This is a genomic window from Curtobacterium sp. MCLR17_032 (assembly GCF_003234795.2).
Lineage (GTDB): Bacteria > Actinomycetota > Actinomycetes > Actinomycetales > Microbacteriaceae > Curtobacterium.
Genome location: NZ_CP126268.1, coordinates 1,273,686 through 1,288,512 on the forward strand (window position 1 = coordinate 1,273,686; position 14,827 = coordinate 1,288,512).

Consider the following 14,827-nt stretch of genomic DNA (forward strand, 5'->3'; position numbering starts at 1 on the left):
ACGCCGCGAAGCCCGGAAGCCGAGCGCTCAGCTTGGCAGGTTGTGTCGGAGGTCGTGGCCGGTGTCGGCGGCGAACTGCAGCCGGTCGCGTACTTCTTGCAGCGATGCCGCGTCGTCGTCGTTGCGGAAGTCAGCGCGGAGGAGCGTGTTCGCGGTGATGATGTCGTCGGTGCGGTCCGTGTAGCCGGCGGCTGCTGCGGTGAGGAAGATCGTCTGGTCCGCGGGCCGGATGAGTTCGGTGCCGGCGAAGCCGACGGTGTCGGGTTCGAAGCCGAGCGCGGCCATGTCGACTTCTTGCTCCGTGAATGCGACGAGTCGGTACGGCATCTCACGTTTGCTGATGGCGGGGTAGCCGGGCCGGTCCGAGATGGCGCGGCCGGAGATGCGGCAGCCAGCGCCGATGAGCCGTTCCGCCTGTTCGATGAGCGGCAGGTCGGACGTCCACCGGGTCCGCACACCGCCAGGTCCGGGGTAGCAGGCGATGGCGAAGTCGATCAGCCCGCCGACCTCTTGTGACTCCCATCCAATTTCGGTCCGGTGCACGCGTTTCCCGAGGCGCGCGAGCCCGTCGTCCACCTGCCCAGCAGTCAGCCCGGACTGCACGAGCTTGTCGAAGCTGGCGCCGTTGACGGCGAGCATGCGCGCGACGGCAAATGTGACGTAGATGGGTGCGGCGTCCTTCCATCGTTCCTTCGTGCCGAGGGCTTGTCTGCCGTCAATCCAGACGCGGCGCCGGTCAACATCGACCAACAACACCGTCACGGTCTGTTCCGCGAGCACGATCTGCGTCGTAGTGACAGTCCGCGGCGCCAGCAGGAGCAGTTCCGCATCAGTCGGGTCATCGTCGCGGGGTCGCTGGGTGAGGGTTGGTAAGCGTGCTCGGCGGCCGTCGGCGAGGCGGATCGTGTCGTGCGACTCCACGACCGCGCGAAGCCCAGCGAGCTTGAGTACGGCGAGCGTGTTGGTGAGGTCGGTGGTGTCGCCGAGCCCGTACGGCATCGTGATTTGCGGCCGGTCGGCGTAGGCGGCGTTGACCCATTCGAGCCCAGTCATCATCAGCTGCGCTCGTCTGGGGTGTCGGGTCGGGTGATGGCGATAGGCCAGCGGGTTTTTTCGAGGAACGGTTCCCATCCGGTGCGGGTGTCGCCGTGGGCTGGTTCGCAGATGGTGCCGGTCTCGGTGCCGCGGATGATGACCTGCCGCAGCACCGTGCTGGACGGGTCGCGGAAGAACACGTGCCCGTGGACGCCGGTGGCGTCGTAGGCGATGTTGAGGAGGAACAGGTCGGGGCGGCTGCTCATGGCCGCCACCGTCGTCCGCGGAACAGGGCGATGATCGTCGTCAGCGGCCGGCCTTCCCGCATCCAGTCCAGCGGTGTCAGGACTCGGTCCTCGACGGCGAGGAACTCGAGGGGTGTGGTCATGAACTCCGTCATCGCGGCCGCGTCGAGGAGCGGCTGCGGGGCTGCCGCGTAGAGGACGTCGAGGCCGGGCAGCAGAGACGCCGGGTCGCCGAACTCGGGGAGGGCGGGCTTCACGAGTTGCCAGTCCGGGATGCGTTCTTCACCGTCGAGGTCGAAGCTCGTCAGCCGGCACGACTCAAACAGCTCACCAACCTCGTCGATGCTGATCTGCAGGGCCGCAGCGACTTCCGCCTCGGTGAGGGTCGTGTTGAGCAGGTTCCGGCGGATTCGGGCCTGCGTGGCCCGCCACCAGTCCTCAGGAACGTCCGCCGGACCGACGGCGGAGTGGTCAGGTTGGCGGGGGATCTGTCGGCCTTCGTCGGCGTACGCGGACAGTTGCTCGCGGGTGACTTCACCTCGGGCGTACATCCACAGCTGCGACTGCCACGGCATGTCGTCCGGGAACCCTTCCAAGTAGCCGGAGTGGATCACCGCCCGGACGGCCTTCTCTCGCTTCGCGATTTCGGAGGCGGGGATGAGGAGGGTCTGCACGATGCGATTCACCTCTCGCACCGCCGGCACAGACAGGTCCGACAGGACCGTGTTGTGCCTGTCGTAGAGCTCGTACCCGGGCTCGACGTCGATGGGGCGGACGAGGATCTGCGCCAGGTGCGCGTCCGGGTTGTCGGTGTCCTCGAGGAGCACATGCCCCCAGAGGATCCGGTCGTTGGACAGGTGCATGGACACCAGACGCATCATCGGCAACTATCTCCAAGGGGTGGGCGTGAGCAGAGCGGGGTTAGGGCTGCGGGAAGTCGGCCGGAGTGCGGCCGATGCGGTCGGGTGTGTAGCGGAGGACGAACCGCATGATGCGGGCCGCTTCGACCATCGGCGGAGCCGTCGGGTCCTGCGCCGTCGGGTCGACGTTGGTCAGGCGGAACCAGGGCGGTTCGCCGGTGTGGTCGATGAGAACCGTGGCCGGCTTGTCGTCGGGATGGTTCGGGTCGGTGAACATGACGGAGCCGAAGAACCGGGTGTCGTCGTAGGCCAACGTCAACGACAGCAGCTGCAGCATCAGCCCACCCCGCCCTCACCGCTGCCGTTGCTGGGGTGCCAGCGGAGGTCGTGGGCGAGGTCGGACTGGGAGTGCAGCAGCTGCCGGAGCGCGTTGACCGCATCCGTGTTCACGTCCGCGTAGCTGTCGGCGTAGATGACATGCGCGGTGATGAAGTTGTCCGTGCAGCAACCCTCCGCGCTGGCGAGGACGGTGGTGTCCTGTGGAATGACGACCGACACTGTCGCGTCATTCACGGTGGCGGGCTCGTAGCCGAGCGTGTGCATGTCGGGGTGCTGGGCGAAGAACGCCGTCAGCCGGTTCGGCGGGACGAAGACGCCGGACTGCTGCGCCGCCCACCGATCCGACATCACCCCGCCGAGCCTGATGAGCTGGTCGGCTTGCTCGTCGATGGTGGTGTCGCGGCGCCAGCAGGTGCGGACCCCGCCGGCACCCGGATACGCCGCCAACGCCCAGTCACACAGGACAGGCCGGTCGGCTGCTTCCCACCCGATAGGCGTGTGAAAGACGTGCGTCCCGAGAGCAGGCATCGCGGCACGCACGTCGTCGGCTGGGATGCCGATGCGGTCCGCGATGGAGTGCGTGCCGCCGCCGTGCAGGGCGATGGTGCGGGCGATGGCGAACACGGTCCGCCACCCTGGGGTCGCGTCCCGCTCCATGGACGAACCGTGCACTTGCCGACCGTCTGCCCAGACGCGTTGCCGTTTCCCGTTCACGACCACCAGGTCCGGGTACCGGCGAGCGAGCGAGAGCGCACCGCCTTCCGACCCGCCGGGTAGGACGATGAGGTCCTCGGTCCGTTCGGCTGGGGTGCCGTCGTCGTTGATCGTCGCGGTCGGGTTCGGGGTGGACAGGAACCCGGACCGTCCGTCCTCGAACCGGAGCCGGTCGAACGCCTCCACCTTCGCCGGCATGCCCGCCGCCGCGAGGGTGACCAACGTTTGCGTGATGTCGATCGTCCACCCGAGCCCGAACGGCAACGACAGGATCGTCTGCTGGTCCCGGATGTCCTGCACCCACTGCCGGTCGCTCATCAGTCATGTCCCTCGTCCGCCTTGGACGAGCGGTGCGACTGACGGCCGGTCAGCCGCGGGTCGTCTTCGGAGAGCCGCTCGAGCCCGAGTCCGGACGCGTCGAGGATGGCGTTCTCGGACTCCGTCGTGGCGACGAACGACCCGATCTGCGCGTTGACCGCGACAAGCGTTCCGATCCGACTCCGCGCATCGAGGACGACCGCGGCGACCTCCTCGTCACCGCAGTCGGAGGTCAGTTCCGGCTTCGACGGGTGCAGGGCGGGGAACTCGAGCTGCTGGACCGGCGGATGCCACTTCACACCGATGCGGAGCACGCGGCCGTCGGCGTCGTTGCGGTAGAACATGGACCCGAACGGGTGACCCATGTCGAGGGTGAGGTCGGCGCCGTACAGGATCCAGCCATCAGCAGCGTATGTCGGATTCCACCGCTGGACGGTGAGAGCGCCGATGCCCATCTTGATGCCTGGGATGAGCGCTTGGCCCTCCTGAACGTCGGCGTAGAGCGCGGCCAGGTCCGGGGGACTCTCGTCGCGCAGGTCCGATAACGGGATGCGGGCCATACCGCGGATGGCGGCGAGTTGACGCACACGGCGCAGCGGATCGTCCTCGGCGTTCGGCATGCGACTCCTCCTCACTCGCCCACCTCGGCGATCAGCAGGCGCTGCCGCTTCGACGCCAGTAGCGGCGTTGATGTTCGTGTGGACGACTTCGACGGTAGGGACGATGCGTCCGTGAGAGCCAGGGGATTGAGCTGCTCGAGACCAGGAACAGGAGAACTCAGACAGCGTCAAATGACGCTGCTGCTTCGCGCTCCAGGCGCTTCTTCTCGTTCCGTCGCTCGGTAGCGGCGTGCTTCTTGTCGAGAGCGATGCGGCGTGGGTCACCGAACTGGCCGGCGTTGTCGACGCGGCGGAGGGACTCTGCTCGCGCCCTGGCTCCGCACTTCCCACACTGCTCACCGGCTAGGTGGTTCTTTGGCATGACGTTGAAGGGACCGTGCTCGAAGCAGCGGATGCTGATGCTGGTCCTCTGGTCGATGAAGTTCACGTTCCGGTAGTCGTACCGGGACCCGTGAACCTCGAGCGCGCGGTCGAGGAAGAGCTGCAGGCGGCGCGCGGCCGGTCCGCGACGCGTGGAGCAGGAGTGGCAGCCCTGCCCAGGAATCACCCTGCCCTTCACGGTCTTGGCCTTGTGGTCCTGCGGCGCCATTCGGAAGATGCCGTGCTCCGGGCAGATGATCCGCACTCGCGTTTTGACGTTGACGAACTCGTCGGGCAGAAGCGAGTAGTCGTAGCGGCCGCCGTGCTCAGCGTCCGCGGCGGCGATGAACGCGTCGCAGCGGGCCAGCCGGGTGGCAGTGATGTAGTCCACGAGGAACTCCTTGTGATGGGGGAGTTGCGTCTATGCCGCCGCCGAAGGTCATGACGGCCGGGGAGACCGTCCGCCGCGCCTGCGGTCGCAGGGCCGGCTGCGGCTCATTCCTTTCGCTCGACGGGAGAAGACGAGGAAGCCCAGATCAGCGCGCTGTATTAGGGATCCGAGATCTGTGATCACAGCTCCCGGTCGGCAGCGTGCAAAGAGGAGGGCGAGCACCACGAACCGGTGCCTGCAACCTCCTCATGAAAGGGCCGCACCATGGCTTCCCACCAGAACCGCAACCTGAACGAGCGCCGCCGCGAGATGCAGATCGTCCTCGACTGGCTCAACCTCAACGGCCGCGGCATCGACAAGCTCTACGACCACCTCCTCGCAGGGCCGGGCGGCAAGCGGCAGTTCCGAGCCCTCTACCGCGTCGAACCGTTTTTGGACGACCCGGACGTGTTCGCGTTCCAGATCGCCACCATCCGCAAGCTCCGCACCGACGCAGACTTCCAGCGCTGCGCAGAGCAGCACTTCCTCCTCCAGTACGAGCAGGACGAAGCCGAAGCCGCCGCGCAGGCCGGCCTCGACGACGACTGCGCTGAGCTCCGCCGACAGCACTGGGGCGACGACCCGACCATCGTCGAGGCGGGACGGCGGCTGCTTTCGCTCCTGCGCGCCGGGGTCGCCACCCGCGAGCAGTACCGGGCCGCCGAGGACCAGTGGGGAACCACTTGGAAGGACCTCACCACCTTCCGCGCACACCCCTCCGCAGACGCCTGATCGCGAAACGCCCAGCTGGCCCGGACGAGCCGGCATAGAGACCACGAAGCCAGCTACACGGCAGGCAAGCACCACACCGCAGCACACGTCACGACGAGACCACACCCCTAACCCGGTCCTCGGACAGCACGCGGGACGGCGCTCGTCCGCCAGCTAGGACGACTTCACTCCCAGCCGGTCGGACACGTCCGGCATAGAGACACCAAGCCCAACGGAACGGGCGAGCACGAGCGCCGTCCACGCACCGCATTAGATCCACGTTGAGAGGTCGCCGGTACGGGACACCAGTCGTGCTCGCCCACCACCACGGCAAGCCCCACACACCAGCCACAAACCAGAAGGAGAAAGACCATGGCCGTCATCACCGACTGCACCAACCGCCGAGCACACCGCCACACCCTCCCCGAGCTCCGCCCCCTCGACGCACACGCCGACACGATTCCGCGGAACCTCATCAAGAAGTACATCGAGCTCCACGAACAGCCCGACGCCCGCAAGCAGTACCGCGCTGCAACGAAGAACACTGCGGCAGTCGGCGACCTCTTCGCCTTTGTCCGCTCCTACCGCCCGATCCCGCTTCCGGTCCCGAGTGCTGCCTCATTCCGGTGGACCATGGCGCGTCTCGAACCGCTGTTCAAGGTCCACGAAGCACGCACCGCTGCAGCGAACTTCGCCCTGGAAGCCGACGAACTCGAGGTTGCCCAGCAGCTCGGCATCACAGTGGGCGCCCTCCGCGACCAGCACTGGCACGCCACCAGCGACGCTGGTACCCGGGCCGAGAAGCGCCAGACGCTCGCTCAACTCCGGGCGGGACTGCTTACCGGCGGCTCGCTGGAACTCGCGATCCGACGCTGGGGAACCACCGCTTGGGAGGACCTCGCCACGTTCCGCGAGCCCGACGCACCTGAGCCCACCCGTCCGCGCAACCGGAACGGGGCACCCGACTACCGGCGCTTTCCAAGGGCCGGCGTGGAGAGCGAGGTCCTCACCATCGGCTGGCCCTGCACCCCGGCCATGTCCGAGCGCTCCGAGTCGCCCGCCCGCACCGCCCGCTAGTCATACCCACCGTCCACACCAGAGCACCCCGAAGGAACAGCCATGAACAACGACAACGCCGAGACCCCCAGCACAGCCCTGAGGCGGGGGTCGCTACCACGAAGTCCCGCAAGCTGAACCAGAGCCACGGCGCAGCGGCCCGCTCGCAGACCATCAGCGAGAAGATCCTGACCACCCTTGCCGAGTGGTGCCGAGCCGACCACACCGCGCGACGCTTGGAGGTCGTCGTCGCCGCAACACGATCGCTCGCACTCCAGCGACACGGCCGCTTCTAGGCTCCTGGAACGCCCAGCCGCCCCGCCGTCGCCTTCGACGCCACCCACGTCATGCGGGCCGACCAGGTCAACCCGCGCCGTCACCAGGTCAAGCAGTACCGCGACGGGAAGTTCCTAAGCTTCGGCGCGGACCACGGGGTCGCCCGGTGCCGGCTCCGGACCAGCGCCTTGTAGTCGATCCAGACCGAACACGACGAAGCCCTCCCGAACCGGGAGGGCTTCGTTGTGCTCCCCACCTGTCCACGCCTCGCTGCCTCCACCTGACAGCAGAACCAGGCTCCTGCGACCATTACGAGAGGTGAGTTCGAGCGTCCGCATCGGGTCGACAGACGATCTGAGCAACTTTCGAACTTGTGCGAACGTGTACCGCCTGTCGCGCACCGGCCGAGGCGCACGTCCGTGACAATGACGACATGACTGCCGTGCACTCCGCTCACCCGAGAGATATGTCAGAGCGCCGCACAGCGAGCGGTGGGTCCATCGCTCAGGTCGTGGCCGCGTCCTTTGCCGGAATGGCCATCCGTGACGCCAGCGACCACATTGTGGAACCGTGCTCCAGCGGTGCGGCATTCTCCAACACACCGACCACATCGCAGTGGTCTGTCGTGCATGCCGGCGACTACCGCGATTGGACCCAGGATTGTTCGGCGGTGGTCCTGTGAGCAACGCCGTGCTTCCGCTCTCGCTAATGGACCGAGAGCGATTCTTGGCGCTCTTTTACCCGCCCGAGCGTGTCGATGTCCATACCAAGACAGTCCTTCACCTACACGTCCTGCGCGTCGATGGTGGCGACTTCGCGATCAAGCCTCTGTTCAAAGAGCTGGTGAACAACAGCATCAGCTATGTGCTGTCGCGGCAGAATCTCGGAAAAATGACCAGTGACCTGAGCCGGATGGGCGAGTTTTTTCGTAAGGCCCAACTGCAGTTTAAGGCCCCGGATTCGAATGCGGGTGAGGGAGGTGAGCTTCTCCTGTACTCCTTTCTCGAAGGGCACCTCGGAGCGCCCAAGATCCTCTCGAAAATGGAACTCAAGACGTCTGCGGAGCACTACGTGCACGGCACTGACGGTGTCCACCTGCTCAAGATTGCCGAAGGCGAGTATCAGCTGATCTTTGGTGAATCGAAGATGTACGGCGATGCCACGGGTCATGTCGGGTCGAGCGCTAAGCGCGGCGTCCAGGCCGCTTTCGCCTCTATGGGTAAGGTTCAAGAGGACGACTTTGACTTCGACACGTGGCTTGTCGAGTCCGAGCTGCTGAAGGAGAGCCTCGACCCGGCGAAAGTTGAGCTTCTTGCGACGATTCTGCTTCCGCCTGCCTCGGGTGGTGCGGAGATCACGAAGTCCAACGCCTTCGGCGTCTTCATCGGCTTCGAGCTTGACGTCACGGAGTATCCGTTCGCTGACCACACTGCCGCCGAGATAGAGGAACACCTCCGGAGCATCGCCCTCTCGGCGATCACCGATCAGGTCGACACAATCAAGGCTGAGATCCAGAATCGCGGCCTCGGCGGCTACCAGTTCCACATCTACGCCGCACCGTTCCTCAAGCGAAACGTCAACGGCACTGTGCGTGGCATCGAGGATATCCGTATCGACTTGGCATCGGAGCTGAGCGGGAAGAACCTCCGTCCGCCTAAGACGAAGACAGGGACGAAGACGAAGACGAAGGCGAAGAGGACGAATTGACCGGGCGTACTGCCGCTGACGTGCTCAGCGAAATGATCGTCGCTCGCCCCGACTTTCAAACGGTGTTCGGCAACCTCGAGCGATCCGTCGCTACCTCGTTCCTTTCGAACGACGCATCCAATGCGCTCGACGTGACTGCGTCGAAGCACCTGCTCCGGTACGCCGATGTGCTGTCGCACTCCAACGACCCGCGTCACCGCGAGCTCGCGTATACGACGATCGCGCTTCTTCGGGAGTACGACGCTGCGGTCGGGCTCGGGGACGAGCTCAGCGACCGAGTTCTCGCCATCGCCGAGGCGGTCCTGGTACAGCTCGGCAACTTCCCCGGGATCAGCACGCTCCAGAAAGGCGTTGGCAGCCGATACGCTTTGCCGCTGTCGCGCGGCACGCTGCGCATTGCAAAGGAAGTCCTGCAGCGCACTAACAAGGGTGATGCCATTCTGACGGACACGCAGTACGCGATCACGGAGAAGATGCGAGGTGAGGATTACTTCAGCTTCTCGGGCCCCACCTCGCTTGGAAAGTCCTTCATCATCAAGGACGCGCTCTACGACATCGTGCGTCGCGACGAACTCAACGACCACTGCGTCGTCGTTCTCGTCCCGACCAAGGCGCTGATAGGGCAGACGGCGGCCGACCTTCGGCGGCTGCTTGCGGAGGTGCCGGAGGTCAACGTCGCGACCTACCCCTCGCTCCCGAAGCTACTGCGCCAAAAGTATCGGCGCACGATCTTCGTGCTCACGCCCGAGCGTCTGCTGCGCTACCTCGCCAACCCGGTCCGAGACATCGACTACCTTGTGGTCGACGAAGCGCAAAAGGTCATCGCGAAGAACGATGCTCGAAGCTCGCTGTACTACCACGCAATCGTCGAAGCAACGCGGCGCTTCGCTACCAAGCTGCTGTTCGCATCCCCGAGCATTGAGAACCCGGAGCTGTTTCTTGAGCTGTTCGGGAAGGCGTCCAACGGTGCTCTCACGGTACGCGAACGCACCGTAGCTCAGCAGCGCTACTTCGTCGACCTGGTCGCAAAGAAGCAGTACTACTTTTCTGGTCTGGACGCCACATCGCAGGAGATGGAACAAGCGCCGACTGAGACAAACGTGGTCGACCTGGTGCTAACGCGCAGCGGCGACCGCAAAGCCATCATCTACATCAACGGATCGCTCAAATCTGCCGAGTTCGCGATGCGTCTCGCCGCGAAGCGTCCCGTCGTGGCCAACGACAAGGTGGACGAGTTGATCAAGCACGTACGCGACTACGTGCACAAGGACTACTTCCTCGGGAGCACCCTCAGCCGGGGTGTCGCGTTCCACCATGGAAAGATGCCACAGGAGGTGCGCGAGCGCGTCGAAGAGGAGTTCTCCGACCCCGAGTCGCCGATTCAGTTTGTGGTCTGCACATCGACTCTGCTTGAGGGGGTCAATCTGCCTGCGAAGAACATCTTCGTGCTGAGCGACAAGCACGGGAACAGCTCGTTCACCAAGATCGACTTCGAGAACCTAGCCGGACGTGCCGGCCGCCTCACCTACGACTTCTCCGGCAACGTGGTCTGCGTGCGAGAGGAGGCCAACCGATGGGCCGACACGACTCGCGCACTCATCCCTCGCGCCGAGCCGGCGAAGGCAGAGAGCTTCCTCGTGAGCCCGCCGAGCAATCGGAAGAAGGACTACACCGACATCGCGCGCATTCTTCGTGGAGAAGCTCTCCCCGGAACGCCGTCTGTCGACCAGCAGCGAAGCGTCGAACAGTACGCATCGATTCTGACGCTTCACCAAATCGACAACCAGCAGACGCCGCTGCGCAGTCACTTCCTCGACAAGGTGCAGGGCGGTCGTGACCTCCTGAAGAAGGCTGCCGCATCAGTGGTCGTGCCGGCCGATGTCCTACGACGATCGCCGAACATCTTGTCGGAGTATCAAGGCAAGGTCTGGCTGGAGCTCACCGAGGACGCGGCTGAGCCTCTCGTGGCGGATGACGCAGACCTCGACGATGTTCAGACATTCCTCAAAGCCCTTCGTCGCCTTAGCGGGTTGTACGGCTGGCGTCACACTGAGGTGTCGGGTACCGACCCGCTCATGCCGAGGAATGCGGACGCCGAGGGCTGGGACCGTCGTTTGTACTACTGGGCGCTGCTCATGCGGGGCTGGGTACGCGGCGATCCGATTAGCCGGGTGATCTCGAGCTCCATCGCCTACTACTCGCGCACCGGATGGATCACCTACCGGGACTATTCGCGGGAGGAAAGCCTGGTTCGCGAGCCCTTCGACCGGAATTCCGCCAAGCACATCAATCTCATCATCGAGTGGACGCTTCGCGACATCGAAGGTGGCCTTCGTTTCCGCATCATTGGCTACCTCCAGAACTTCTTCGACGTGAGCGTTGCAGCGCAGGGTCGTGCGTCATCTGGGCTCAATGTGGCGACTCTCGTTGAGTACGGCACGGCCGATCCGCGCGCCGTACAATTGCAGGAGGTTGGGTTCGGTAGGCCCGTGGCAGCGGAGTTGCTGACGGACCATTTGGACGCACTGTCCTTCTCGGCTGTCGACGAGCTCGAGGGCTTCGATCATGAGAAGGTTCTTACGAGTACTGAGCTATCCGATGAGGCGCGCGCCGAGATCGAGAACATCATGGTGAAAATTGACGTCGAGGTTGCAGGCTGAAAGTGAAAGCCCTTCGTCTGCTACTTGGGGCGGTGTCTGCCGCCTTAGTGGTGGTCTCGGCTTGGCTCGTATTCGCGTCTGCCCGATCCGGAGGCGTGCGCGTCGACGGATCGATCTGGGAGGCGCTGAGTGGTGTCGGCACGGTGGGTGCAACCGTCGTAGCAGTGTGGCTCGCCGGTCGATCCCTGCGCCAAGAGCGAGGCAGCATCGCGCGTCTTGTCTCTGCATGGGTGACCGTGGACTTCCGAGTCAACGACGACCGCAGGACCTACCGGCGCGTGACGACGCTTCACGTGGGCAACGAAAGCAATGAGTCGGTGTTCGAAGCGTTCGTGAATGTCATCGTCGGGGCGGAGCGCATCTCGCTCGGGAGCCTCAGCTCTCCGCGTCCGATCGCGGTGCTGCCTCCACGGTCGGTTCGGGAGTACGACATCTCAGGCGCAATCACCGGTCAACTTGACGTGAGCGATCCACGAGCAGAGCTTTCCTTCACTGCGCCGAACGATACGAAGTGGCTGCGGACGGCCGAAGGGAATCTCGAAGAAGCCTCTAACCAAGGCACGAGCTGGAAGCCAATGCCTGTCGCAACCCCAGCTCAGATCGGCAAGGAGGACCCGACCAACCCGAAGATGCCCGTGTTTGCGTTCTTGAGTGCCGTATGGGAAGCCGCGGACGCCGAAGCAGAGGGACGCGCGTCAGATCCAGCCTTGGATCCTTTCGGTGCGGTCGCGAGCTTCGCAGAAGGCTGGGAAGGGGCGGACTGGGCGGATATCGGACGGCAGTTGCCTCCATTCGCGCCGACCACCTTCGTGGACTATCGCACGGAACATGTGGCCTACGTCAAGCTGGTTGGCGATCCGGAGGCTCAAGGTTCCGTTGTCGAAGGACCTGATCCAATCTGGGTCAAAGAAGTACGATTCGTGACTCTAGTGCTCGACCGATCTGTCGGCTGGCGAGTGTTCGGAGTCGGCGTGCCCGTGGAGCCTGAGGAGATTCAGTTCCCCGAGGATGCGCTGAGGCTGCCGGCGAAATCTGAAGGCGGTCTCACGGCCTGATGCACGATAGGCGTCGTGAGCGGAGCGGAGCGGGGTGCGGATGTGACCGAGCGGCGTACTCGCTTGCGGGTAGTCGTCGACCTCATGCCGACGCTAGTGAGGCGCCGCTGTTGATTGGGCTCGAGGGACGTTGCTCCGCCGGGAGAGCGCGCCGGGCGTGCGTGGCGGAGATGCTCCGGCATGATTGAGCGATGATCACCGTCATTCCGGACACCAATGCTCTCTTCGGGACTCGGTGGATGACGACGGGTGGAGGTGTCACGCTCGCGGCACATGCTGCCAACGGCGCTTGCCTAGTCGTCTTGCCGGAGGTCGTCGTGGACGAACTCGAGCGGAGGCACAGCGATCGCTTCCTTGATGAGCGCAAGTCGGCACGTGCAGCTCTGCGCTCGATCAAGAAGTCCATCGACATGGCCTCTATCGAGCACGAGTTCGATAGCCGTGTCGACGAGGTCGGAAGAGAGCGGGGGGCGCTGCTGGCCCGTTCCGGAATCGAACTCGCGCGGACCCCGGACAGCGGGGTGCGTGCCCTTGTGAAGCGTGACCTTGCGCGTCGTCATCCGTTTCTCGAGACCGAACAAGACGACAAGCCCAAGTCCTTCGGATTCCGGGACGCAGTGATCTGGGAGACGATCCTCGTCTTCCTGCAGACCGACGACGAGAAGCGCGTTATTCACTTCGTCACGAAGGACCGAGGGTTTATCGGCAAGGCTGCCGGGAAGCCGGCCCTCCACCCGCACCTGCTCGAAGATCTCGACAGGCTGGGCATCGAGGGCAGCCGGGTGGTGTTGGTCGGCACTCTGGAGAATGTCGTCGCGGTCATTGAAGCTGCGCTTGCCGAGGCCGAGGCCGAGGCTGCCGAGACCGCAGCGAACTCCGCCGCGCCGACTGAACTGGCGCTCCTTACGGCCGCCAGTGCTCGCAGTCGAGCGACCGATGCAGCTCGCCGTGTCGGCTTGGTGCGCGTTGCCACTGATGCACTCGAGTCGCTCGTCGGGAAGGACATCACCGAGCAGATCAGCTACGGAGGTGAGTATCAAAACCCTGACTTTGCGGACTTGGACTACCCCTCGGCGCTTGAAACTGGTCACATCGTGGCAGTTGACCTTGAGACAGAGATCTCGTTCGAGCCGCCGAACGGCGACATTGTCACGGCCCGTGCGGATCTCGTTCTCTCGATTGATGGCGTTGTATCGAAGGGCGACTACTTCGGCGACGAGGAGGACGATCTTTGGCTCGTGGGTGAGCTCAACGACTACTACTTCGAGGTGTCAACTGAGATACGTGTCCAGGCGGTGATGCAGATCGACACCGAACAGGGAACCGGCCATCACGAAGACGTCGAGATCGCCCTCACGAACAATCGCAATCCGCCACCTCCAACCGACCCCACCAGCGCGACGCTCGATTTTGTTCTCGACTCGAGCGCGTCGGAGAGCACTTCTGACGTTCGGGAGGTCGAGCCCGATCCAGACCCTGGAAGCACAGAGTTGGACCCGGACCCCGGAGACCCTGGTGACACTGTCTGACCTCGCTGCGGATGCGATCGCCGCTCTGACCGACACCCGCTGGTCGGTCACCGATGCGCCGGCTCACGTGCCAGCGAGACCGGGTCTCTACGCGATCTTCGGCGACGAGCGGGCGCACCGAGAGCTGGGCCTCCTCGAGGACGCCGGGGCCCGCAGTGCGCCGGACCTCCCGCTCTACGTTGGCAAGGCCGAGGCGAGCTTCGTAGAGCGCGATTTGAAAGACCACTTCGCTGCGGTGCCGGGCAGCACAGCGCGCACGGGCGGGTCCACTGTGCGGAGGTCGTTCGCTGCGCTGCTGCGCGGCCGGCTCGACTTGCACGGTGTGCCGCGGAACCGGGAGATCCCGGGGTACTTCTCGATGTACTCGCTGGCAGGCGACGGTGACGCGCAGCTCACGACGTGGATGCACGCGCGCCTCTCGCTCGCCGTCTGGGCGGCACCGGTGCAGATGAGCGTGAAGCTCGTCGATGTCGAGACTCAGCTCATCCAGCATTTCACGCCGGTGATCAACATCGACAGGAATCCTCGGAAGCTCGCGCGGCTCGGGGTAGCGCGCAAGGCGATGAGTGCCGAGGCGAAGGCGTGGCGGCCGGCACAGGCCGCTCGCGAAGCGGAGCGTGGCCAATAAACGGCTCTGCGGGGACGCCGAGCGTGAGCGGCTCCACGCGGCGCTCCTCGCCGAGGAGGTCGTCTTGCGCGATCGCTGAGGCGAAGACGATCCTTCCGTCGACTAGGGGACTGCTCGCGGTGACCGCGGCGCGGGTCATCTCCACCTCGAAGCGGCGGAGCTGGACGGCTGACCTGCGTCAGGTGGCTACGGCGTCGCTCACGCACGAGGGGTCATAAGGCACGATCCGGATCACGTCGGCTTCCCACGTTGAGGTGTTCAGCGCGAAATGCGACGCGGCGAGT

Annotated in this window: 14 protein-coding genes; 7 read left to right on the plus strand and 7 right to left on the minus strand. The window is 64.8% G+C overall.

All coding sequences use genetic code 11. The features are described 5' to 3' along the window. Positions 1–27 precede the first annotated feature (27 nt). The 7 genes from DEI97_RS06015 to DEI97_RS06045 form a co-directional block, all read right to left on the minus strand. Positions 28–1,056: a hypothetical protein gene (locus tag DEI97_RS06015; protein ID WP_146248181.1), complete on the minus strand. Its 1,029-nt coding sequence runs from the start codon at positions 1,054–1,056 to the stop codon at positions 28–30. Beyond that, positions 1,056–1,301 (minus strand): hypothetical protein, encoded by a 246-nt coding sequence (locus DEI97_RS06020; RefSeq protein ID WP_146248180.1) that lies wholly within the window; start codon positions 1,299–1,301, stop codon positions 1,056–1,058. The genes DEI97_RS06015 and DEI97_RS06020 overlap by 1 nt, the downstream gene beginning before the upstream one ends. Continuing rightward, the gene (locus DEI97_RS06025; protein ID WP_146248179.1) at positions 1,298–2,149 is read right to left on the minus strand and encodes an antitoxin VbhA family protein; all 852 of its coding nucleotides are present in this window, start codon (positions 2,147–2,149) and stop codon (positions 1,298–1,300) included. Before DEI97_RS06025 ends, DEI97_RS06020 begins: the two co-directional genes overlap by 4 nt. Positions 2,150–2,201: 52 nt before the next feature. Beyond that, positions 2,202–2,477 (minus strand): hypothetical protein, encoded by a 276-nt coding sequence (locus DEI97_RS06030; protein WP_111075456.1) that lies wholly within the window; start codon positions 2,475–2,477, stop codon positions 2,202–2,204. Then, positions 2,477–3,511: a hypothetical protein gene (locus DEI97_RS06035; RefSeq protein ID WP_111075455.1), complete on the minus strand. Its 1,035-nt coding sequence runs from the start codon at positions 3,509–3,511 to the stop codon at positions 2,477–2,479. Before DEI97_RS06035 ends, DEI97_RS06030 begins: the two co-directional genes overlap by 1 nt. Next, positions 3,511–4,131, minus strand: a complete 621-nt coding sequence (locus DEI97_RS06040) for a hypothetical protein (RefSeq protein ID WP_111075454.1) — start codon at positions 4,129–4,131, stop codon at positions 3,511–3,513. The genes DEI97_RS06035 and DEI97_RS06040 overlap by 1 nt, the downstream gene beginning before the upstream one ends. A gap of 157 nt (positions 4,132–4,288) precedes the next feature. Further along, positions 4,289–4,882 (minus strand): DUF723 domain-containing protein, encoded by a 594-nt coding sequence (locus tag DEI97_RS06045; RefSeq protein WP_111075453.1) that lies wholly within the window; start codon positions 4,880–4,882, stop codon positions 4,289–4,291. Between the two features lie 264 nt (positions 4,883–5,146). Between DEI97_RS06045 and DEI97_RS06050 the strand changes: the two genes are divergently transcribed. The 7 genes from DEI97_RS06050 (at position 5,147) to DEI97_RS06080 (ending at position 14,543) form a co-directional block, all read left to right on the plus strand. Further along, complete coding sequence (locus tag DEI97_RS06050; RefSeq protein WP_111075452.1) at positions 5,147–5,653, plus strand: hypothetical protein; 507 nt, start codon at positions 5,147–5,149, stop codon at positions 5,651–5,653. A 351-nt stretch (positions 5,654–6,004) separates the two neighbouring features. Further along, positions 6,005–6,709: a hypothetical protein gene (locus DEI97_RS06055; RefSeq protein WP_111075451.1), complete on the plus strand. Its 705-nt coding sequence runs from the start codon at positions 6,005–6,007 to the stop codon at positions 6,707–6,709. A gap of 933 nt (positions 6,710–7,642) precedes the next feature. Then, positions 7,643–8,671, plus strand: coding sequence for a HamA C-terminal domain-containing protein (locus tag DEI97_RS06060; RefSeq protein WP_111075450.1), 1,029 nt, complete (start codon positions 7,643–7,645; stop codon positions 8,669–8,671). A gap of 20 nt (positions 8,672–8,691) precedes the next feature. Beyond that, positions 8,692–11,331 carry a DEAD/DEAH box helicase gene (locus DEI97_RS06065; RefSeq protein ID WP_111075449.1) on the plus strand — a complete coding sequence of 880 codons (2,640 nt, stop codon included), beginning with the start codon at positions 8,692–8,694 and terminating at the stop codon, positions 11,329–11,331. A gap of 95 nt (positions 11,332–11,426) precedes the next feature. Next, positions 11,427–12,386: a hypothetical protein gene (locus DEI97_RS06070; protein WP_146248178.1), complete on the plus strand. Its 960-nt coding sequence runs from the start codon at positions 11,427–11,429 to the stop codon at positions 12,384–12,386. 191 nt (positions 12,387–12,577) lie between these two features. Further along, positions 12,578–13,915, plus strand: a complete 1,338-nt coding sequence (locus tag DEI97_RS06075) for a PIN domain-containing protein (RefSeq protein ID WP_111075448.1) — start codon at positions 12,578–12,580, stop codon at positions 13,913–13,915. Next, a complete protein-coding gene (locus tag DEI97_RS06080) occupies positions 13,902–14,543 on the plus strand; it encodes a GIY-YIG nuclease family protein (protein WP_111075447.1) in 642 nt (213 codons plus the stop codon). Before DEI97_RS06075 ends, DEI97_RS06080 begins: the two co-directional genes overlap by 14 nt. Positions 14,544–14,827 lie beyond the last annotated feature (284 nt).

Excerpts from the sequence above, each read along its gene's own strand:
- DEI97_RS06050 (WP_111075452.1), top strand. The coding sequence starts at position 5,147 with ATGGCTTCCCACCAGAACCGCAACCTGAACGAGCGCCGCCGCGAGATG.
- DEI97_RS06075 (WP_111075448.1), top strand. The coding sequence starts at position 12,578 with ATGATCACCGTCATTCCGGACACCAATGCTCTCTTCGGGACTCGGTGG.
- DEI97_RS06040 (WP_111075454.1), bottom strand. The coding sequence starts at position 4,131 with ATGCCGAACGCCGAGGACGATCCGCTGCGCCGTGTGCGTCAACTCGCC.
- DEI97_RS06035 (WP_111075455.1), bottom strand. The coding sequence starts at position 3,511 with ATGAGCGACCGGCAGTGGGTGCAGGACATCCGGGACCAGCAGACGATC.
- DEI97_RS06030 (WP_111075456.1), bottom strand. The coding sequence starts at position 2,477 with ATGCTGCAGCTGCTGTCGTTGACGTTGGCCTACGACGACACCCGGTTC.
- DEI97_RS06055 (WP_111075451.1), top strand. The coding sequence starts at position 6,005 with ATGGCCGTCATCACCGACTGCACCAACCGCCGAGCACACCGCCACACC.
- DEI97_RS06015 (WP_146248181.1), bottom strand. The coding sequence starts at position 1,056 with ATGATGACTGGGCTCGAATGGGTCAACGCCGCCTACGCCGACCGGCCG.
- DEI97_RS06020 (WP_146248180.1), bottom strand. The coding sequence starts at position 1,301 with ATGAGCAGCCGCCCCGACCTGTTCCTCCTCAACATCGCCTACGACGCC.